This window comes from Mucilaginibacter sp., assembly GCF_039207105.1.
In the GTDB taxonomy this organism is placed as follows: Bacteria; Bacteroidota; Bacteroidia; order Sphingobacteriales; family Sphingobacteriaceae; genus Mucilaginibacter.
Genome location: NZ_JBCECK010000017.1, coordinates 41,798 through 63,658 on the forward strand (window position 1 = coordinate 41,798; position 21,861 = coordinate 63,658).

Here is a 21,861-nt window from a genome sequence, read left to right on the forward strand (position 1 = left end):
TGGTGGCTAAGCATCGCAAGCTCCATCCCTTTATCAATCCACATTTGACGCCCGGAAACAGTTATACGGTTTTCGAATTGCGGGGTTGGAAGTGCGGTATCCTTATTTGTTACGACAATAACATTATTGAGAATGTAAGAGCGACTAAACTCCTGGGGGCCGATATTATTTTTATGCCACATGTAACGATGTGTACCCCATCAACCAGGCCTGGCGCAGGCTTTGTTGACGCGAAGTTATGGCTGGACAAGGAGGCTAACAGCGAACAGTTGCGGGCTGAATTTGACAGCTTAAAAGGCCGTAGCTGGCTAATGAAATGGTTGCCAGCCCGGGCCTATGATAACGCGATCTACGCTATATTTTCGAACCCGATTGGCATGGATCACGACCAGTTGAAAAACGGCTGTGCAATGGTGATTGACCCTTATGGAGATGTCATAGCAGAGTGCAGGTCGCTGGATAATGAAATAGCCATCGCTGAAGTAAGTCCTGATAAGCTTACGCTTGCAGGCGGCTATCGTTATATCCAGGCCCGTAAGCCTGAGCTGTATGGCGATATCATAGCGAAATCCCACCAAAGCGAACAAAAGGTCGCGTGGTTAAGCAAGTGATGATAGATTTGAAATTGATGGAATGGGTTTTTCGGTTGTTACCTGCTGGTTGGCATCGATTAATTCCTGATGTGCGTTTCGAAGTTTGGTCTGCAAACTGTTCAGATAATTGTTAAGGGCCCTAATTTCGGTTTTGTGTCCGATAGCACGTCCCGCGTGACTGTTCCAGATAGTCGGATCATAATTATTTTTCTTGTAGGGTTGTCTCTCGGTACCAACATCATTGCTGAAATGGCTTGTCAATAAAGGCGGCGGGGCTTCCGTTAACCTGGGCATATCTGTTAGTTATTAATCAGCCCGCTGCCCATAATAGAAAAACTGCCATGAACTTGACCTATTCTCAAAATAATATCTAAATTTTTAGAACAGGTCAAGTTCATGGTAATTTTTTTTAATGTCTTGTAACACTGACTATCGCATCCGCAACCTCATGCCCTGCGACAGCCTTAAAATCAAAGCCAAGTAATCCAGCTATCGTCTGGGCCAATTGCTTGTGATAAGTTGTAGTCTGGGTTTTTATTACACCCGCTGGCGGCGTATCGGGACCTATCACGGCAAACCATGACTGTTCCGAATTTGGCGTATCTGTTCCATGCCCCATCCATTTTTCAAGGGGTACCTCACCCCGTCCATGGTCACTGGTAATAATTAATGTGGTTTTATCTTTATACTGTGGATCAGTCTGCAAGTATTGCCATAGTTCATTCAAAAAACCATCTTCTTTATTGGCCGACTGCAAGTAGAACTTATAGCTGCCGTCATGTGCCAGGTCATCAGTTTCAGCGAATGCCATATATAACACACGTGGTTTATATTGTTTAAGGTACGCTTTGCCAAGCTCAAAGGTTAAAAAGTCAAGGCGTATATCAGGCCCGATCAACTCAGGTACTTTGTGCTGCAACCCGTTCAGATACTTCAGCCGCTCACCGGCCTTAGGGGCCTTAAAGTCGGCATAACCGGAATTTATTAGCAATCCGGAACGTTTCTCATTCAATATAGCCGGAAAAATATGCCATGAAGTAAAAGCTGCAACCTTATTTTCAAACCCTTTTTGCTTATTTAAATATTCAAGAACATTTACGTTGGGGTTTAGTACGGGATCGTTAGAATTTACCCTTACATCCGGAAAACCGGTAAAGATTTCATTGTATCCCGGATAGGAAAAACGGTACGGATTGGCAACCTCATCTTTATTTCCCAAATCCCTGTTACCGTATAACTGACCCTTTTCTGCAATTACATTCCAAAAAAAAGGCAATAACAGTTTTCGGCGGCCGGATACGTCAGGTGCCCAGAACTTTTTTATCACTTCATCTTTATCCCTGGTAAATTTAGATTGGATCAGCGCCGAATCTGCCCCCCGGTAAAGCTCCTGCCAGCGAAAGCCATCAAGGGTAACAATAATTATATTTTTAGTTTTGACAGCCTGTGCCCTTAGTTGTACAAACATACTAACGGCTATCAAAAGAAGGATTACTTTTCTCACAAAAAAATTTAGGTTTTGTTAACTAATAAGTACGGATTATTCTGCCGCTATTTCTTTTCACTATAGTAAGGCCCGTAAGAATTTTTCAGGCTTAACTTATTGTTGACCGTTTCCAGTGTAGATACGGTATAACTACCATCCGGTTTCACCTGCAGCCAGATATGTCCGCTTGTGGATTTATAATTATTATCAATCAGGTCCCCGATAACCACTTTATTAGCAGGTAAAATATCGGTTGCAAATAAATCCCGCTCACCGGGATAAATGGATTTGGAAAGCATACGTGTAAGTGTTTCATGTGAAGGCTGGTCGCTTGACCAAACTACCTCAAGCCAAACCCTTGGCTGTAGGGTTTTGATAAAAAAAGGATTCAGAACATCTCTCCCGCCGTGGTGGTTAGCAATAGCTACATCTACTTTTCCTATTGAAGATGCCATTTTTGATTCCACATCATAATAGTCAGGGTTACCTATAGTCACTACCCCGGGAATATCCCCCCCGTGATAAAACTTGAAGTTGCCATATGTAATCAGATAGCCTAAACTTAAGCCATTTTCTGAAGGAACATATTTTGTGGTGTCCGGGTAAACGTAAAAGTTCTTCCCTGTTGCCTTGTTCCAAACCCAGCCATTACCCTGTATATTCCGTACTGAAAAACCAGGGTAAGCCTTTGGATTATTATTTAACACAATTTGCTTGTCACTTCCTACTTCAAACTGTTCTATTTTTGTACCATCCCTCTTCTTTTTCTCTTCGGCATAACGAATGTAATTGACAAGGGTGTTATACTCCTTGATCTGATGATTCTTTTTAAGTTGTGCCCTGATGTCTACAGGTGTATTGTAATTTGGATATCCTCTGTCCAGAATTTTCCCAAAAGAGACCTGATCACCTACCCCGGTTATACCAGACAAATAATAGTCTCCATTTCTTGACTTCCTGGCACCATCATAAATTAACCCGTAATGGTCATCATGAAAGTGTGTAATAAACGCATAATCTACAAATGAAGGCTTCTTTGCCGGGCTCACCTGGCGTATATAGCTGGCTATCCACTCATCAGCAAATCTTGAAGCGTTTGGATAAGCCCTGGAGTTCCTGTCTGATTCTGTTCTTGGATCTGTCAGATCCAGTTCTCCCGGATCAGAAAGCATGGTGGTACCATCCGGCATAATGGTGAATATAGCATCCCCTCTGCCTGTTTTAAAAATAATAATGTCCAGGTTACCTTCTTTCCAAACAGGGATAGGTCTGTTGTTTTGAGCGTTCGAAAATTCCTGCAAGCATATCCATGAGATTAAAATTAAAATCAATCTTTTCATAATCTTTTCATTTATCAAATGGGGCCTTTGATCATCATCAAAAGCCCCATCATATTAATTTATTGATACAACCAGGGTTTCATCAGAATATTGTCTGCGCTGAAGCCCTGTGCTTTCAGTGCATTTTGATAATTTGCCGCGTTTACCCGTTGCTCATCAGTAGGATAAAGCAAGCGGAATGGCACTATAGCAGTAGCTTGTCCCAGGCCATTAACAATTACGGGAAAATTCGTGCGGTGATAATGAAAGAATGCTTCAAAATCTGACTGCGCATTAAACAGAATATAGCGTTGTTCATAAAGCTGGGTCAATGCATTATCTTTAACAGCCGAAAGCGGATTCCTGACCAGATAATTGGCTGCAGAGCCCGCTATGTCATAAAACTTGAATGAAGACTGAATAGCCCGTTCATAATAAGTACCAGCGCTTACCTGTACCCATCCTCTTTCAGCTGCTTCAGCTATGGCCAGCATCAGTTCAGCATAACTAAATCCGAGCGAAGGTTTTCCGATTGGTAGCTCTGTATAATTATGGCTGTTTACACGACTATAATTACCCGTAGATCCATCTTCGGTAGCGGCCGTAAGTGATTTTGAAGCATCAATCCCTTCATAAGCATCAAACCCTGTTTTACCTTGCGCGGCAGCGTTTAAAAATGGTGTTGCATAATAGAACAAACGTGGATCTTGCAGCCTCTTTAACATATCAGCAAGGGTCTTGCCTATAAAACGTTTGTTACGGACATTAAAATCCATATAAAGCGGATACCGTATGTTTTCATAATCCAGGTAATTTACTTTGGCTTCATCATCATCACTCTCAAAAATTGGATATTGCGCCGGATTAGAAATAATGTCGTTAAACCGTTTGGCTACCTGCAAATCCGCATCATTTTCTTTTTTGCTGAGCATAAGCAATACTCTCAATTTGTAAGAGTTTGCCAGTTTACGCCACTTTTTAAGGTCCCCGTTATACATAATATCCCCAGTAAGGGTAGATCCGGGATTAATCAACAACTGATTCGCCTCTTCCAGTTCATTAAGTATGCCGAGCATAATTACCTTCTGACTGTCATACTTGGGCTGATAATTACCTGTTTCCTGGCCTTTAAGCGCATCACTGTAAGGAATATCTCCATACATTCTGGTCAAAAAGAAAAAATTATGGGCCCTTAAAATTTTCCCAATGGCCAGGTATTCTTTTGCACCTCCGGCACTTTCCATCATTTTAGTCACATCGCGCAGCAAGTTAAATTCTGCCCAGTCACCATTTGCCCATTCATACGTTTGATAGGCTTGCCTGTCAGAAGTAGCCGTAGCATGTCTTACAGCCAGCCCAGGCTGCCATGGATAACGGTTCTTAAAGCTGTTGAAGATTACATTTGGTAAAATTGCCTGTGCGCCAACCTCAGTCGGACGGTTTGGATCTTTGTTAAATTTATCTGGTCTACAGGAAGCAAGCATAACAATCATACTTACCATCAGGTATATAATTATCTTATTCATTCGTTTTTGTCTTAAAACTTTACATTTAAATTAAAACCAACATTCCTTGTTGAAGGGAATTGAAGTAGATTGCCATTGGTACCTCCATTCCCAATATCCGGGTCAGACAGCGGGAAAGATGAAGCGATAAATAAGTTTGACCCTACTACACTAAACGAAACACCTTTAAGATTCGCTCCTAACTTGTCAAGCCATGCTTTTGGCACATCGTAACCAATTGATAATTCCCTAAGCTTAAGAAAAGTAAGGCTAAACACGTTTGATTCACCGTTCATACGGTACCAATATTGCTCAGAAAAGTCTTTATAAGTCGTTTTGTAAGTATTTGGAACATACTTGCCGTCTACCAGGTTTACCCCCTTTGCAATATAAGCCTCTCCACGGGCATAAGCCTCACGATCCGGGCCCACTGCGTCCGGATGCGCACCAGAGTACCACAGTTGCTGGTTAAGATTCGCCTGATCTATACCACCAACACGGCCCTCCAATAAAAAGCTGAAGTTAAATTGTTTAAAAAATCTAAAACTATTAAACCAGCTTGCAGTCCAGTCTGCTCCAATATGGCCTAATGTTTTTAGCTGGGTATCCTTAACCGGTAACCCGTTAGTCCCAATGATCAACTGACCGTCCGGGGCCTTTTGCATGGTGTTGCTGGTTATGTACAAATCCATCCGGTCGCCAACCCTGATTCCCCCAAGGTTGTCCGCACCGCCATAAATTTCGGCAAGCTTGTTTCTGTTCATGCTCCAGTTAATGTTAGAGGTCCATTCTACATTACTGCTAATTTTTTGATTGGTTCCTATAATCGCTTCATAACCAAAGCGGTTAAACCTATTACCATTGATCTTATACTTGGTAAAGCCTGAAGCCAATGAAGCGTTCTGATCATAAATAGACTCCGAATCCACATATCTGTAGGCTGTCAGGTCAACGGTCAGCTTTCCATCAAAGAAGGATGCATTTGTACCCAATTCATATCCTGTGGTTTTTTGAGGCCTGAGCTGCTCGTTTCCTAAAACCGGGGAATAGGTGACCGAGTTATTCCCGTTATAAATAATGGATGGGTTATAGTAACTCGCATATTGATAAGGTGCCAGATCTGCCCTAACCATTGCCCATGATCCCCTTACTTTAAGAAAGCTTGAACCTGGCATATTCAGCAGCTTGGATAAGATCACCGAACCAGACACAGATGGATAACTGTATTCGTTGTTGTTTTTTGGAAGCGCAGAGGATACGTCAACGCGCTCCGTTAAAGAAAGGAAGTAAGCATTGTCATAACTCAGGTCAGCTGAAGCAAATAAGCTGTTTCTCGCATACTGCGTTAAAGAATTTGTTGACAAAACCGAGCCTATGGAATTGGAAAGGTTATAGATCTGCGGCACCTGCAAACCCTGTGTTTTTGAATTGTGAAGTGTATTTTGCTTAAAGTTTACACTTCCGCCTATAAAAGCATTAATGCCGAATTTTCCCTGAGTTGAAGCGTATTTAATAAATGCATCGGTGTTATACTCCGAAACATTCTCATCGGTCAGCTCATAATTACCTTTGATGGCATTAGCGCCAATGTATCCATATGGATATTTCATCTGATTGGTTGTTGCCGTCGCCTCCGCACTTTGCCTTAAGGTTGCACTAAAAGAATTGGAGATCTGATAATCTGCACTGGCCACGCCGAAAAACTTATTCCTGCTTAAAGATTGAGTTTGCTCATAAGCCATATAGTACGGATTATTGATCCAGGAATAATTGAAGTAAATCGGCTCATAATTTTCCTTGCCTGGTTTCCAATAATTTTTAAAATCCCGCATATCCACATCGGCTCCTGCCCATATCAGCATTCCGTACAGAATGTTGGTATTGCCATAATTGAGGCGCGGAAAGTTTGGTGAATCTTGTTTATTGAATTGGAGCGTTGTGGACAATTTCAGACGGTCAGTAGCCTGAGAGATCACATTTAGGGTTCCGTTATAATTTTTCAGCTCAGTGGAGGGAACCTCTCCGTTTGTGTAATCGTAACCCAGCCCCAATCTTACACTGGTTTTATCGTTGGATGAGGATATGGAGGCATAATTACTGATAGTACTTCCAGTTTCCAGAAAGTTTTTAAGGTTATCCTTGCCCCTGGAAATAAATGGAGTAGGTATCCGCTTGCCATTGGCATCCAAAGGACTATCCCATTGCGGGGTTTCCCAGTATCCGCTTGGAGTTGAGGGATCTTTTACGTCCATTCTTGGCCCCCAAACAAAATCGTTGTCAAAAGTTCCGTTGCCCATCCCGTCAAAATAGGCGTATTTTCCCTGTTCACCATTTCCATATTGGGTCTGGGTTTTAGGAAAAACAATCCAGCCCGCCCTGTATATTGACCTTTGGCTCAACTCTATTGAAGTTTCTTTGCCTGCAGATTTTGTAGTGATCTGAATAGCACCATTTTGCCCTTTAGAACCATAAAGCGCAGCGGCAGTCGCGCCTTTTAAAACTGAAATACTTTCAATATCCAATGCATTGATATCGTATGTATTAGAGTTAACGGGTATTCCGTCTATTACAATTAATGGTTCCCGGCCCCTGAGTTCAATTTTTGTTTGCTGCATCAGATTGGGCGAATTAAAAACGGTTAACCCAGCAACCTTTCCGCTTAACTGGGTCGCGAAGTTATTTGTCGGTATCTGGCTTATGGCCTTGCTTTTAACTTCCTGCACTGCATACCCAAGTTTTTTCACCTCTTTCTTAATACCCAATGCCGTTACTACGACTTCGTTAAGTACGCCTTTATCCTCTTGCAACATAAAATCAACAGTTGTGCTTTTACCTTCTTCAATTGAAACAGCCGTTTTAAGTTGTGTGATATAAGACATGTACTTAACCTCTATGCTATAAGTACCTGGTTTTACATTTATACTATAGAACCCGTCTGCATTGTTTGAAAAACTCTGGTTAAGCTCAACAATCCGGATACTGGCCCCCGGCAGGGACTCGCCTTTAGCATCAGTAATTTTACCGGTAATTTTACCAGGAACCTGAGGGGCTGGTTTACGCTCAATCAGAATAAAGTTATTCAGTATCCTGAACTGAAGATTAGTGTTACTTAAAATGGTTTCGATTGCTTTTCTTACACTGATCTCATCTGTATTAATCTGGATGTCCTTTGGGTATTTGCCCAGCAGGTCATCAGGTAATGAAAAACTTATTTTTGACTGCTTTTCAACAGCCAGTAAACTTTCTTTAATTCCAGCCTTTTTAAGGTGCAGGGCAATTTTTAGCTTGTCCAGATTCTGGCTGTTTGCCTCATTGGCAAAAAGAACACTGCTTAAAGTAAGAAGCGCTACCAGTGAAATAAAAGAGCATTTCATGAGAAAGATAAGTTTGGGTCTTACTGTGGGGTGAAGGATTGAACCTTTTTGCATACTTTTGGTAAATAATGGGTTTGCCCGCTTATAGCGGTAATCTGTTATTGATCATTAAGCCGAACGGTCGTCGAAAACTTCCGGCTTATTCGTTTTAAATCCGTTCCCTGCTTCGGGAACGGGTTTTCTTTTAAGTACTCCTGTTACATATTTTCTGCATTTAGTTTATACTCTATTAATTGATGGTAATTAGTCTTCCCCGAATTTCATATTGGAATTTTCCGGTACTGGCAAGCACCTCCATAATTTCAGATAGGGGGATGTTTAAATTTAGTGTGATGGTAATATGCTGTTCTGCTTTTACCGGATCATCAAAAATCATTTTTACGTTGTACCAGCGCTCAAACACAGCGGCCATTTCTTTTAGCGTGGCCCCGTTAAATACCAGCCTGCCATTTTTCCACGCTGCTACATCATCTGCATTTACCTTACCCAATTCTGCATGATCATGGAGCCATAGCATGCTCTGACCAGGCGTCAGTACAGCCAGTGTAGCCTTGCTTTTTGCCTGCTGTTGTTCTATGGACACTTTTCCGGTTGCTACTTCAACCAAAAAAGGCTTATGCTTAAATGCATTGATGCGGAACGACGTTCCCACAACACGGGTCCTTATTGCTCCGGTATGGATAATAAATGGCTTTGCGTGGTTCTTAGCGATCTCGAAAAAAGCCTCTCCCTCCAGCGTGATCTCGCGGGTATTCCCTGCAAAACGGGAAGGATAGATCAGCTTGCTTCCTCCGGCCAGATAAACGACAGAATTATCTGATAATCGCACCTGGGCACGCTGCCCATTGGCATTGTTGCGTTCCAGCATGGTTATCGCCTCTGTTTCAGTATTATGTTTGTGGAAACAGACACTATACAGCGCGCCTAAACTAAGCAGCAAAGTAAGCCAAACCGCAGCATAACGAAGTGCAAAAAATCGCCTGGCTGGTTGATCCTCTGAAATAGGTAACAGGCTACCCTGCATCCGTTCCTTTATAAAACGATCCTTCCAATGGCCAATTTCCTCATCAGAAATTTCCGTCTCTTGAAATCTGTCCCATTCTTCAGCCCAGATCTGATCTATGATTTGTTCGGCATCTTCCCGAAGCAAAAACCGGTTCATGATCTGTAGTTCGGAGGAGGAACATTTCCCGTCAAGATATTTTTGGATGAATTGTTTATTTATCTGTTGCTCCATTTCATTAATAAGATGCTTCTATATGTCATTACACATATTTTGAAGACAACCACTAATGGAAAATGAATTTTATTTAAAAAAGAAATAAAATATGACGCAGAGGGCTACGTCTGTATGTTTTTGTATCTCCTGGCGGAGAAACCTAAGAGATGCACCAATATGATTTTCAACAGTATTGACAGAAAGTTGCAGTTCAGTAGCAATTTCCTTGTGGTTCATGTCCATATCCCTGCTCATCTCGAATACCTTTTTCCGCTGCGGACTTAAGTGTTCCAGGCTCTTACCATAAACTATCCTTAACTCTTTGGCATCAAAATCTTCGGCTAAAGATGGGCTGGCGAGGCTATATTCGGGAATTGATGTTAGTGGCAGCGTGGCTTCATATTTTTTACGGATGTGGTTAAGCAGCGTATTTTTCATCGCTGTAAAAAGATATGGGGCAATTTCAGCATCGGTTTTGATCTCTCCGCTCTTTTGCCAGATCCGCAGTAAGAGATCCAGTACCAAACTCTCCGCGATAGTCTCATCCTTAACGTACCTTAATGAAAATTGATAAAGCTTGTTGAAATATCTCCTGAAAAGTTCATTGAATGCCCTATCATCACCGTCTTTACAATACTGAATCAATGTCTGATCTGGTAAGCCCTTATATATCATAATTGACGGTCTGCTTTTAATTCGGGGCAAAAGTAGCTGGTTAAAAGCAAGCACATATTAATTGTTAATTAAGTGATTGTTAACAAGAAATCCAATCCACATTATGGCCCACACACTAATTTTTATACACTCAAAACAGAAAAGAACGGAATTAACCTAAACCTTCTTTTTCTAATTAACTCAGGTTTCGGGTTATAAAAGAATAAAAATTAAGCATCCAAAGTAAGAACTTTGTTTTACCAGAACTAAAGGACACTAACGATGCTTACAGGGGATATGGTTATAGGAATATTTTATTTTATAGATGATTTGTTGAAAATTATCAATGCGGGCCACTAACTGGATGCAAAAAACAAAGGGGAAAAGTACACTGTGTGTGACTTTTCCCCTCTCGTAGCCCGTAGGGGAATCGAACGCGATTAAAGCCCTATTGACTTACAACAACTTATATAGTTATCTATGTGCTACGCACCGAATTACTAACCACTTTTGATGCAGACTATTTACAAATCTTACTATAACTAAGATACGAATAATATTACACCAGTCCTAATATCCCGGATTTTGAACTAATTGCGGATTTACCCCCATTATAGTCACCCCAATAGGGAATATTTCTGTGTGTTTATCGGCGTCGGGCTTTTTATCCCACCAGGTGCCGCTACTGAAAACACCCCAGCGTATCATATCAGTACGCCTTCGATTTTCGCCTATAAATTCACGTCCCCATTCGTCAAGTATTTCCTGATCGGAGAGTTGGCTGCCGTCTGGCTTATAAAGGCTCGGGGAATTGGCTGGATAATTACGTTTACGCACAGCATTTAAAAGCACTGCTGCTGCTGCCTTATCACCTGCACGGTATTTACACTCAGCAAGTGAATAATAAATTTCTGAAAGCCTGATCTCGGCAAAAGCCGAGGTAATTCGATTAGGGTCAGGTGTTGGATAAAAAGGGTATTTGATCAGGAAAATACCCGAGTTATGATCAGCATGGTTAATGTCCGATTCTTTGTCCGCTATTTTTTTCCCCGGCTTAGCATCCAGGAATAAGCCTACCTGGTCACGGATATATAGAGCATATGTTCCTTTGGTGCCGCGTACGGTATCTGGTACCGTTTTTCCGCTCACTGTTTTATTGTAGGTTAGGTAACCATACAAAAACATTCCTTCGCGCTGGCTATTACCCAGGTTTTTATAAACCTTTAAGCGCAGATCATCGGGATATTTTTGAAATTTAACAAACGGTTTACCCAATTGGAAACTATATTCCACACTATCCACATCCCGGCCCGGCTGCAAAGCAAAGCGAGGGTTACCACGCCCTAAATCTGTACAACCCATATAAAGGGTAGGCGCATCATAAGTCATCCCCCATAAATACATGGCCGATGTATACTGCCAGTGGGTTTGCGCCAGCGTAGCCGGAAAACCATAAATAGTTTCTGACGCCGGTTTACTATTGGTATAATCAAAGGGCGCGTCCCAACGGGTATCCAACGTGTAGTTACCATATTTGCCGCTAATAATATCCTGACACACAGCCGCACATTCGGCAAATTTATCTACCCCTGTGTAAACTTTTGAATTTAAATATAAACGCACCAGTAAAGCAGCGGCACTGGCCTTTGTCCAACGGCCAATAGCATTAGCACCCAAACTTTCTTTAGTCGGTAAGTCCGGGATAGCATTTTTAAGTTCAGACTCGATATAGTTAAAAGTTTCCTGCGGTGGTGATTGTTTGTTACCCGTAGTTGAGTGTTTAACATCGGTGATGATCTCAATATTGCGATAAAAGTCAAAAGCGCGTAAATAAAACCATGCCCTTAAAGTGTGCAGTTCCGCCTTAAAGTCTGACAGCTCAGCTGTAGTTACGCCAAGTTTAGCCGGGTCGGAAATAGCCTCCATATCCTGCAAGGAGTTGGTAGCTAATGAAACACCCTGATAAAAGCTTGTCCATACTCCGCTGGTAAAGGCATCATTAACTGTCCAGGTGTGGTAATGCATACGTGCATAATAGCCACCATTTAACCAGTCACCCTGCCTGTTTGGCGTCATCATTTCATCTGTGCAATCCTCGCCAATGGAAAATAAGTCACCATTCTGGATAGTGGAGAAGCCATGTTCAAAAGGTCTTAAAAAGTCACGGATAACATCGTCTCGGCGTGTTAAAAACTGACTTTCATCTATTTTATCAGCTACATGTTCATCAAGCTTGGTACAACTGTTACTTATAACCAGCAACAGCACTGTTAAAATACTCACGGGTATATAATTGAAATATTTTTTCATATCAATTCAGAAATTAAAATGTTAAAAAGTGATCTGTGCGCCTATGATCAATTGCAGGGTGGATGGAAAATAATCCAGCGCCGGGTTTCCGCTTCTGTCTAAATTAACACCAGGCGTTAAACCATTTACTTGTACCAGGTCGGGGTCGCCACCGGTATACTTGGTAAAAGTTTTCAGATTTCTTCCGGTAGCGTAGATTCGGATACTGTGAAAGTGCTTAGAGGATACCGGCTTGAAGGTATAGCCTAAAGCCACATTATCCACTTTAACGAATGATCCCGGTTCCAGAAAATAATCAGATGCTATGCTGGTTGTAGTACTGCTGGTTAGCTTGGAGTATTTGCTTTTGCTGTTGTAAGCAGAAGTCAGCACATTGGCATCGGTTTGCGCAGCAGGTGTTCCGATGTAAAACGCGTAGATATTAAAGATGTCGTAATCAAAATTACCACGCAGGAAAATACTCAGATCGAAGTTTTTATAGCGGAATGTATTCTGCAGCGAGGCTGTGAACTTAGGCATACCGTTACCCACAAATTGCTTATCATCGTTACTGGCCAGGTTGCCGGCAACAATACTTCCATCTTTTTTATAAACCTGAAGTACACCATCTTTTACCCCGGCCGAGCGATAAGTATAAAACGAACCTATCCTTTGCCCCTCCTGAATACGCTGGATCATACCCGGAGATCCTGGCGCAGGCAGATTAGCTACATCCTGAAAAGGAGCTCCATGATATAGATCATTTGAAAACGACACGAACTTATTGTTATTGACCGCACCGGCAAAGGACAGATCATAACTAAAGTTTCTCCCCTTTACTACACTGCCGTTCAATTGCAACTCCCATCCTGTGTTTTTGATGGTACCTACGTTAGTGTAAGTAGTAGGGCGCGGATTTGGTGGAACGGGTACATCATAATCGCCCAGCAGATCTTTATTGGTCCGCACATAATAATTTACAGAGCCTGAAAACCTATTGTCAAACAAGGTAAAATCAAGACCTGCATTAAAGTTAATAGCTTTCTCCCATCCTAAAAAAGGATTAACATTTTGCACTGGTCCATACACCTGATAAGTGGTGCCGTTATACGGAAAATAACCGAAACTGCCATATAACAGCAATGATTTATAAGGATCAAAGTCCTGATTACCAGTTACACCATAATCTGCACGAAGTTTTAAATCGTTTAGCCATTCATATCTGTTTTTTAAAAAGCGTTCTTCAGTTACCCGCCATGCGGCAGATGCAGCAGGGAAATTCCCCCATTTATTACCCACACCAAATTTAGAAGACCCTTCATGACGTAAGCTGGCTGTAAAAATATATTTTCCGTCAAAATCATAATTTAAACGACCAAAAAAGGCAATAAGCCTTGAACTGCTCTGGGTTGACCCAACAGCCCCGCTGCCTTGTCCGGCCGCCCCGCCATTATACAAACCCGAACCCAAGTTATTCCAGAGGAATGAATCAAAAGGAAAATCATAGTTGGTCGCACTGAACTGCTCAGTGGTATAGTTTGAAAAGGAATAACCACCCAATAGTTTAAAATTATGCTTTTGCAGGGTCAGGGAATAATTGCCAGTCCATTCAATATTCTTGGTATCATATTCCGTTTGCGTTTGTGAAGCATAGTTCGTTTTTGTGATCTGGCCAGAATGAACGATAGATGTTAACGTTGAAGGACTGAAATTCTGATCTTTAATTGAAGAGCTCACTTCAGAAACTGTTACCATAGTATTCAAATTAGGCAATATATTAACCTTAAAAGAACCATTGATATCCAACTGCTTGATTTCCTGATTAGCCTTTACAATATTGGCAACTTCAACCGGATTAGCACCCTGAAAACTACCTACGTTAATGAAATTATACTTGCCCTCTTTATCATAAATAGGAATAGTTGGATTCAAGGTCAGTGCATTTTTGAAGCCACCATAATCGGCTGACTTGCTATTGATATATCTGGGAGCGACGGTTATACTGGCCGAAAATATATTATCGGCCGAGGTGTGATTAACATTTATTCTTGACCCGTAAGATTGTCTACCCGACCTTAAATCAATGCCGTTTGCATTTCTGTAATCGGCCGAGGCGAAATAATTTGTTTTACTGCCTCCACCTGATAACTGAAAAGTATGCTTTTGACCAAAGGCCGGAGACTTTGTTACTGCGTCCACCCAATCGGAGTTGCCTCCATAATCCTGAGCCTGTGTCGGATTATGCTTCACTCGATCTGCTATAAAGGCATCTTTTGATAACAGATCTAAGCGATTGGTTGCGAAATCAAAACTGGAATAACCTTCATAGAACATGCGCGATTGCGACGAGCCTTTTTTGGTAGTAATGATGATAACACCATTACTGCCGCGCGTACCATAAATAGCTGAAGCCGCACCACCTTTTAGCACATCGATAGACTCAATATCATTTTGATTAATATTTTCAAGGTTGCCTCCTGGAACATTATTAATTACATATAATGGCCCTAAGCCGGCATTCCGTGAGGAGACACCTCTTAACTGTACACTTGGGTTTGAATTCGGATCCGCAGCGCCAGTGTTACTGATGGTTAATCCGGGCACTTTCCCCTGTAATGACATTAAGGGATTATTGCTGGCTACATTTAGTAAATCCTTGGCAGAAACATGTGAAATGGCACTGGACACTTCTTTTTGGTTAAGCGTACCATAACCAACACTTACTACAACAACCTCATTAAGCTGGGTAGATGAGGATCTTAATGTAACATCAATGCGGCTATTACTATTTACGGGTATCTCCTGCTGTAAAAAACCAACCGCCGTAAAAACAAGCGTTCCCATTTCATTAGGTAGTGCAATGCTATAATTACCATCTTTATCCGTATTCGTAGCATTGTTGGTCCCTTTTAATTTGACAGTTACTCCGGGTAACGGAGCTCCTGTTTCATCTTTCACCTTACCCCTAATATTAATGGCTATAGCTTTTGCTGTAGTTAAGTCAGCTGACTTTTTTACCACTACAATCATATTATCGATGATTTTGTAGCTAAAGGGCTGCTGGCTAAAGCATTCATTTAGTACATCAGGTAACGATATATTAAGGCGGTTTAAGCTAACGGGCTTTGCTTGTTTTAATAGTTTATTATCATACACGAAATCAAACCCGGTTTGCTTGTGCAATTCTTTAAACACACTTGATAAAGACGCGTTTTTTACACTGATGTTAACGTTTTGTGCATAAGTTGAGGCGTGCGCTTGCAGTAAAGCAACTATAAATAACACAATTGTAAGTTTCATTATCAATACAATTTTTGATAGGATACAGGAATGCCCCTTGCGGGGAAATGCAATGGAAAATTTATACATTTGATTAAGATTAGTAAGTAATGATTAGTAGATTGATCTTTTATTAATCCTAAGCCAACAGGCTGCGGACCAGAGCACTTCGACCTGCTACTGGTCCCTTTTTTAGGATATTGGGCTGTTGTAGGCATTAGCGCATAATCACTATCCTCCTTCCCTCCACATGAAAATGAATAGCCCCGGTAGCCTGCAAAGCAGCTAATACAGATTTAAGATTATTGTATCTGGAAATAGTTCCGCCAAGGTCTGTTGCTGTTACATCTTCTTTATACACAATATCCACATCGTACCAGAGGGAGATGCTTTGCATAATCTGAGTGATGCTGGAATGATCAAACGCAAAAAGGCCATTCTTCCAGGCTACAGCATTGTTAATATTAACTTTTTTAATCACAAAAGGTGCCCTCCCCAGCTTTGTGGCCTGCTCACCAGGCCTGATCAACACTTGCTGCTGCTTATCGGTGAGCATAACCAAACCTTCCAGTAAAGTTGTTTGTGTGGTTTCATTATCATGATAAGCATTGATATTAAAATGGGTACCTAAAACTTTAACTTCCTGGCCCATCGATATTACTTTAAAAGGCTTTTGCGGATTGTGTGCAACTTCAAAATAGGCCTCACCTGTCAATTCTACCACACGCTCATTACCGGTAAACGCTATCGGATATTTTAGACTTGTTGCAGCATTAAGCCAAACCTTTGTACCGTCGGCAAGTATTAGCTGGTACTGCCCACCTCTTGGAGTAGACATGGTGTTAATTACACCCCTTGCCGGCGTAGTCCCCCTGTTATTGCTATAAACAACCTGACCCTGTTTACTTTTAAGAATAGCAATATTATTTTCGATTGAAATAACACCCTGCCTGGCATTTTCAAGTGCTATTTTACTACCATTGCTTAAGGTTAAGATCGCCTTATCACTTCCCGGCTTTATTACATTCGATCGGGTTTTAGCCAGTTGTCCAACCGGGTTAACGGGTTGACCAACAAAGCGAATCATTAATAATCCTGTTATTAAAAGTATCATTAATGAGCTTGCCGCATAGGTTAACACTTGCTGTTGCTTATGTTTACGCATGCCCTGAGCCATGTTTCGGTTAAGTTGTTTTTCTACCTGTTCCGGGTCACCCATGTCCACTTCCCACGGAATGTCAATAAGGTCAAACCCATCCTGATATTCTTCAAACAATCGCCGCTCTTCAGTAGTGGCGGCTCCTGACATGTATTTTTTGTAAAGTTTTTCAAGTTCCTGATGTGTCATTTTTAGTGATTGCGGATGTTTGTTCAGCCCAACAGCTATAACAAAGACACGGTAACGGCAACAACCTCACATAACTTTTTACAAAAAGTAACAACTATTCTATTTGCTTGAAATGAACCATTTAATAGTTGAATCTTCATATTTAATTAAAGTTCTTTTTACACTAAAACATCTAATTTGACCGCCAATTATCATGTTAGACTCACCTTACACTGATGCCGAGTTATTAGCTTTATTAATAGAGCAAAATGACCTAAACGCGTTTGATATTCTCTTCAACCGTTATTGGAAATTAGTGTATAAAACAGTGTTTATCCATTTACGCGATGCAGATGCAAGTGCTGATGTAGTAAATGACCTATTCATGGCTATATGGATAAAGCGAAAAAGCTTAAAGATAAATTCTGTTAAAAGTTACCTGACAGCCGCCGCCCGTTACCGCGTATATAATTATATACGCGATCATAAAAACACTAAGCTAAACTACGTTGATAGCTACGAGCAACTGGACCAAGCTTACTCAGACAGCAATCAGGGTGAGACCAATTTTAAGCTGACAGACCTTCATCATGCGCTAAGCATTGCACTGGCAAAACTACCACAACGTTGCCGGGAGATTTTCATTTTAAGCAAAATGGAAGATTTGTCAAATGCCGAAATAGCCAGTAAATTCTACATCTCTAAAAGAACCGTTGAAAATCAGCTTTCCATAGCTATAAAATATTTACGCGCCTGTTTTAAAAGCTACCTGATCGTTTTAATTATCATCAGGTTTTTATTTAACCATTAGTAATCCCAGATCATGTTTAAATAAAAAATGCTCTGTAAGAATACTTACAGAGCATTTTTATGTTATTTGTAATTTTTTACTGGTAATTGGTGTTATAAACAAACCCTCTGTAATATGCCGCTCCAGTTTTATGCCCTGAACGAATATAAACACCATCAGGAGTATAATAATCTACGTAACTGGTTGTCCAATCAGTATTAACTGTACTTGGCTCGCTTGGTACCGGTGTCTTATAAATATCTGGACGGGTAAGCACAACGGTGCCATCTGGCTGGTTACTGATAGCTTTCACACCGTTACGGTTAATAAGTCCGGGAGCTATGGTAAACTTATGTGATTTTTTGTCAAAAGTCCATACATTATTACTGCTGGCTATAAACAAGGTATCATTACTGCCGTATTTAGTAGCCACAGAATGGCACCAGTTATCAGATGGCAAAGTGTAAGTTGCGGTAGCTGTCAAGCTGGGCGCCGATGCTGTACCAACAGTTAGCGCCACCAACTTATTAGTCCCAACCGCCCATAACACATTATATGCAGGATCCCATAATACCTGGTGCGCATCGGTAAGTGTATAAGAGGCATAGGTAGTTGCGCCACCAGATGATGCATACACCCGCACATATCCACCGGTAGATGCTGCTACAGCAACATTTCCGGTTGGCAATAATTCGATGCCGTGTATATTATCAACCGAGCTGCTACCTGCTATGGCCGCCCATTTTTTGTTACCTGTAGCATAGTCAACTATCGTGATTAAACCGGCATTCCCAATTACGGCTACATAAACACCACCTCCCCATGAAGCAACGGTGCGCAATTTAAAATCATTAGGTATACCCCATTTTGACACCTCGGTGCTGCTGTAAAGGCGTGCGGTGGTTGGTTTCCAGTCCCAGGTTCGGGCAGTGGCACCGTTCCAATTCATGTCATACCAGCTGTAAAGTTCAATTTCGCTGTTAGCATTGTTAGTAACGCCAATCCAGCAGCCTGTTACACATGAGGATAAGGTTTTCAGTTTCGAGTCTTTTGCTTTGACTGTTGATTGCTTATCAGCAGATTGACTTTTGGTACAGGCCGATACCACCGCAATACTTAAGGCCAATCCGATTTTAAGGATTGCATAGGTGGAAAACAGCTTTTTCCTTTTCGATAATTTAAAAGGCTCAGGATTTTTTTTAATGTTTTTCATGATTAAGAATTTAAGGTTAAGTTTTCAAGCAATCACATATTGCTCAAACATCAGACACCTGTAAATCTCAAAGCTCACATCACATGCTTCTAATATCTTTAATATTGCTTACGTTACAAGTGTTTGCAGCTTTGACATCATCGGAAAAACAAAGACAAACTTTTATAAGATATAAGAATCCTATCTGCAATAATGCACCTGTTTTTTTATAAGCGTAAGAAGTTTGAAATCCAGGTATTTCAAAAAAGCTATTATCTTTCCACGCTTTTATTTGACTATGAAAAAATATATCCTTTTTTTAATGAGCTGGCTTTTGTCCACATCAGCTATTGCCCAATTAAAACTACCTGCACTCATTGCCGACAGCATGGTCTTACAACGAAATACTAAGATCTCACTCTGGGGCTGGGATAAGCCTAATATCAAATTATTGATCACACCTTCGTGGGGCAATAAATCCTACACAATTACGACTAATAAAGATGGCGAATGGCTGGTTAGTGTTCCAACAGGTGAAGCAGGAGGGCCTTACCGAATTGATTTTAATGATGGACAAACTACCACCATTAACAACATCCTTTTGGGGGACGTCTGGCTATGCTCGGGCCAATCGAACATGGTGATGCCATTGAAAGGATATGATAAGGGTCAGAACGTATTGCATAGCGATTCCATCATCGCGGCAGCCTCCAATTATCCCAATATACGTGTATTTGATGTTGCCAAAAAAATAGCCGTAACCCCTGCTTCTGATGTTAAAGGCAGTTGGATAACAGCTAATCCACAAAGTGCGCCACAGTTCAGCGCTGTAGCTTACACATTTGCAACCCAACTGGCAGATAGCCTTCATATCCCCATCGGTGTTATTACTTCATGCTGGGGAAGTACAGCAGTACAATCATGGATGGGTGCGACTGTATTGAATGAATTTAAAGAGATCACACTTTGCACCCGCTTGGATACCATGAAAGTACCGGCCAATAATCCGGAAGAACTCACTTCCGGATTATTTAACGGCATGATTAAACCACTGACTCCTTATCAGCTAAAAGGCTTTTTATGGTATCAGGGCGAATCAAATAAAGATGCTGCGTTATATGCTAAATTATTGCCAGCCATGATCGAAAATTGGCGCAAAGAATGGGCCAATGCCCGCCTGCCATTTTACTATGTGCAAATAACTCCCTGGAGCTATACCGATCGAAATACCGCGTTCTTACGTGAGGCACAACTTAACGCACATATCCCACACTCTGCTATGGTGGTTACACTTGACGCTGGGCAGGAGCATCGTATACATCCGGCAGATAAGCTGCTCATTGGTAACAGACTTGCTGCATTGGTGTTGGGCCAAACTTACAAATTCAACAATATGGAAACCGATTATCCTGTGATGCAGCACACAAGCTTCAGGGGCCAGACAGCTATCGTTGTTTTTAAAAATGCTTACAAGGGTCTGCACCTAAACAGCCCAACTGGTTTTGAACTTGCTGGTAGTGATGGTGTATTTCATCCGGCGCAGGCGACTGTTAAGGGTAAAAACCAGGTTATAGTTAGTTGTGTGCAGGTAAAAGCAGGAGTAGCTCTTCGTTATGCTTTCAAGAACTGGACAGAAGCATCATTATACAATTCTGCCGGGTTACCTGCATCATCATTTAGAACAGATCAGTTTACGCAGTAGCCGCTTTTATTGCGAAACAGGAATGAAAAAATATTGCCTCGGATTTATTTTATTGAAAACCTAAAAGTAGATTGATACCTTTTTCAAATAAGTGATATTGACTTTAACTTGTTTCTGAATTCCACCGCGTTCTCCTATTAAGTCAAATGCTCGGTTAGAAACGTAAACGTGGTGTAGTTTGTAAGTTTTGCGTTGATGGAATTGGAGGTAGAAACCATCCCGTTCACCGCGCACATCCTTTCAGGTAAGGTATTGGATATCGCAAAAACGAAGCTCTGTCAAAATGGCCTGCATTACCTCCCTTTTTATATCCCCGTAGGCGGGGGTGGCCCTGATGGCCGCACAGCATGTCGCTTTACCCGGTTGAGTACCGACTGCCCAGCTCGGTACAGCTTATGGTCATTATGCCAGCCAATACATCCAACAGATTGTTGGCCTTCCAGCAGGTGTAATATCTGTCTATACCTGGAAGAGGCTGCACAGAGAACAACAGCTTCGGAGGGCATAGTATATTACCAATCTTAGTACATATCCGTTAAAGCAGCTGGTTATGCCCCTGACATTTATGTAGGTTATAATCTCGGCCCCACGCCTCGGGAGTTATGGCCAGACAAGATGATTTCGAGTTTACAGGTATTTAGATATAATCAGCCATAACTATGTAAATATATACAGTTATGGCTGAATGAAATGAGCGGATCAGGAAGCCATAGTGATGTCTGCTGCGGAAGCTTCTTCTTTCAGGCGAATATTCCTGAACTTACTAAAGACGATAAAGAGGATAAAGACTAATACCACACCGGTGATATTAGCCATGCCGAGTATCGTTTGTGTCCGGATACCAAATAGATTGACCATGCTGTAGCTAATGGTCGAACTGGCGATATACATGCCACCACCGGTGAGGCCTGAAGCCGTCCCAGCATTCTTGGAAAAGCGGCCCAGGCAATAACCGTAGATTGTGTTAAACACGAAGCCTCCGCTGGTGTGCAAACCAATGGTTAGTGCAATCATCAGATAAAAATTTGAGTTGATCGTTCCGGATACCAGCATCAGTGCGGAAAAAACACCGATCTACAGGATGTCTACGGTTTGTTTTTTATGTTTCTGTTATTTTATTATGGGATTTGAA

The 21,861-nt window shown here is 41.5% G+C and carries 15 protein-coding genes; 3 read left to right on the top strand and 12 right to left on the bottom strand.

Translation table 11 applies throughout. From position 1 onward, the window contains the following. Positions 1-2 precede the first annotated feature (2 nt). Positions 3-611: a nitrilase-related carbon-nitrogen hydrolase gene (locus AAGC65_RS05755; protein ID WP_343111464.1), complete on the top strand. Its 609-nt coding sequence runs from the start codon at positions 3-5 to the stop codon at positions 609-611. Here AAGC65_RS05755 and AAGC65_RS05760 read toward each other — a convergent pair. The 10 genes from AAGC65_RS05760 to AAGC65_RS05805 all read right to left on the bottom strand — a co-directional run bounded on the left by AAGC65_RS05760 (position 600) and on the right by AAGC65_RS05805 (position 17,066). Then, positions 600-887, bottom strand: coding sequence for a hypothetical protein (locus tag AAGC65_RS05760; RefSeq protein ID WP_343111465.1), 288 nt, complete (start codon positions 885-887; stop codon positions 600-602). The genes AAGC65_RS05755 and AAGC65_RS05760 overlap by 12 nt on opposite strands. Positions 888-1,002: 115 nt before the next feature. Further along, complete coding sequence (locus AAGC65_RS05765) at positions 1,003-2,097, bottom strand: alkaline phosphatase family protein (protein WP_343111466.1); 1,095 nt, start codon at positions 2,095-2,097, stop codon at positions 1,003-1,005. 47 nt (positions 2,098-2,144) lie between these two features. Continuing rightward, positions 2,145-3,419, bottom strand: coding sequence for a hypothetical protein (locus AAGC65_RS05770; protein ID WP_343111467.1), 1,275 nt, complete (start codon positions 3,417-3,419; stop codon positions 2,145-2,147). Positions 3,420-3,478: 59 nt separating this feature from the next. Beyond that, positions 3,479-4,924 carry a SusD/RagB family nutrient-binding outer membrane lipoprotein gene (locus AAGC65_RS05775; protein ID WP_343111468.1) on the bottom strand — a complete coding sequence of 482 codons (1,446 nt, stop codon included), beginning with the start codon at positions 4,922-4,924 and terminating at the stop codon, positions 3,479-3,481. A gap of 11 nt (positions 4,925-4,935) precedes the next feature. After that, the gene (locus AAGC65_RS05780) at positions 4,936-8,277 is read right to left on the bottom strand and encodes a SusC/RagA family TonB-linked outer membrane protein (RefSeq protein WP_343111469.1); all 3,342 of its coding nucleotides are present in this window, start codon (positions 8,275-8,277) and stop codon (positions 4,936-4,938) included. Positions 8,278-8,506: 229 nt separating this feature from the next. Further along, positions 8,507-9,514, bottom strand: coding sequence for a FecR domain-containing protein (locus AAGC65_RS05785; RefSeq protein ID WP_343111470.1), 1,008 nt, complete (start codon positions 9,512-9,514; stop codon positions 8,507-8,509). Between the two features lie 69 nt (positions 9,515-9,583). After that, positions 9,584-10,171 (bottom strand): RNA polymerase sigma-70 factor, encoded by a 588-nt coding sequence (locus AAGC65_RS05790; protein WP_343111471.1) that lies wholly within the window; start codon positions 10,169-10,171, stop codon positions 9,584-9,586. A gap of 549 nt (positions 10,172-10,720) precedes the next feature. Then, a complete protein-coding gene (locus AAGC65_RS05795; protein ID WP_343111472.1) occupies positions 10,721-12,460 on the bottom strand; it encodes a RagB/SusD family nutrient uptake outer membrane protein in 1,740 nt (579 codons plus the stop codon). Between the two features lie 21 nt (positions 12,461-12,481). Further along, positions 12,482-15,739 carry a SusC/RagA family TonB-linked outer membrane protein gene (locus tag AAGC65_RS05800; RefSeq protein ID WP_343111473.1) on the bottom strand — a complete coding sequence of 1,086 codons (3,258 nt, stop codon included), beginning with the start codon at positions 15,737-15,739 and terminating at the stop codon, positions 12,482-12,484. Between the two features lie 196 nt (positions 15,740-15,935). Next, positions 15,936-17,066, bottom strand: a complete 1,131-nt coding sequence (locus AAGC65_RS05805) for a FecR domain-containing protein (RefSeq protein WP_343111474.1) — start codon at positions 17,064-17,066, stop codon at positions 15,936-15,938. A 193-nt stretch (positions 17,067-17,259) separates the two neighbouring features. Here AAGC65_RS05805 and AAGC65_RS05810 point away from each other — a divergent pair, with 193 nt between their 5' ends. Beyond that, positions 17,260-17,856, top strand: a complete 597-nt coding sequence (locus AAGC65_RS05810; protein ID WP_343111475.1) for a sigma-70 family RNA polymerase sigma factor — start codon at positions 17,260-17,262, stop codon at positions 17,854-17,856. Positions 17,857-17,932: 76 nt separating this feature from the next. Here the strand turns inward: AAGC65_RS05810 and AAGC65_RS05815 are convergent, their stop codons facing one another. Beyond that, complete coding sequence (locus AAGC65_RS05815; protein ID WP_343111476.1) at positions 17,933-19,048, bottom strand: DUF6528 family protein; 1,116 nt, start codon at positions 19,046-19,048, stop codon at positions 17,933-17,935. A gap of 277 nt (positions 19,049-19,325) precedes the next feature. On the opposite strand from AAGC65_RS05815, the gene AAGC65_RS05820 reads away from it, so the two are divergent. Continuing rightward, entirely contained in the window at positions 19,326-20,729 is a 1,404-nt protein-coding gene (locus AAGC65_RS05820; protein ID WP_343111477.1) for a sialate O-acetylesterase, read from the top strand. A gap of 699 nt (positions 20,730-21,428) precedes the next feature. Here the strand turns inward: AAGC65_RS05820 and AAGC65_RS05825 are convergent. Beyond that, positions 21,429-21,743 carry a hypothetical protein gene (locus AAGC65_RS05825; protein WP_343111478.1) on the bottom strand — a complete coding sequence of 105 codons (315 nt, stop codon included), beginning with the start codon at positions 21,741-21,743 and terminating at the stop codon, positions 21,429-21,431. Positions 21,744-21,861: the final 118 nt, after the last annotated feature.

Bases quoted from the DNA above. Each gene is read 5' to 3' on its own strand.
- AAGC65_RS05815 (WP_343111476.1), bottom strand. From the start codon at position 19,048: ATGAAAAACATTAAAAAAAATCCTGAGCCTTTTAAATTATCGAAAAGG.
- AAGC65_RS05760 (WP_343111465.1), bottom strand. From the start codon at position 887: ATGCCCAGGTTAACGGAAGCCCCGCCGCCTTTATTGACAAGCCATTTC.
- AAGC65_RS05795 (WP_343111472.1), bottom strand. From the start codon at position 12,460: ATGAAAAAATATTTCAATTATATACCCGTGAGTATTTTAACAGTGCTG.
- AAGC65_RS05775 (WP_343111468.1), bottom strand. From the start codon at position 4,924: ATGAATAAGATAATTATATACCTGATGGTAAGTATGATTGTTATGCTT.
- AAGC65_RS05790 (WP_343111471.1), bottom strand. From the start codon at position 10,171: ATGATATATAAGGGCTTACCAGATCAGACATTGATTCAGTATTGTAAA.
- AAGC65_RS05800 (WP_343111473.1), bottom strand. From the start codon at position 15,739: ATGAAACTTACAATTGTGTTATTTATAGTTGCTTTACTGCAAGCGCAC.
- AAGC65_RS05770 (WP_343111467.1), bottom strand. From the start codon at position 3,419: ATGAAAAGATTGATTTTAATTTTAATCTCATGGATATGCTTGCAGGAA.
- AAGC65_RS05810 (WP_343111475.1), top strand. From the start codon at position 17,260: ATGTTAGACTCACCTTACACTGATGCCGAGTTATTAGCTTTATTAATA.
- AAGC65_RS05825 (WP_343111478.1), bottom strand. From the start codon at position 21,743: ATGATTGCACTAACCATTGGTTTGCACACCAGCGGAGGCTTCGTGTTT.
- AAGC65_RS05785 (WP_343111470.1), bottom strand. From the start codon at position 9,514: ATGGAGCAACAGATAAATAAACAATTCATCCAAAAATATCTTGACGGG.
- AAGC65_RS05820 (WP_343111477.1), top strand. From the start codon at position 19,326: ATGAAAAAATATATCCTTTTTTTAATGAGCTGGCTTTTGTCCACATCA.
- AAGC65_RS05805 (WP_343111474.1), bottom strand. From the start codon at position 17,066: ATGACACATCAGGAACTTGAAAAACTTTACAAAAAATACATGTCAGGA.
- AAGC65_RS05780 (WP_343111469.1), bottom strand. From the start codon at position 8,277: ATGAAATGCTCTTTTATTTCACTGGTAGCGCTTCTTACTTTAAGCAGT.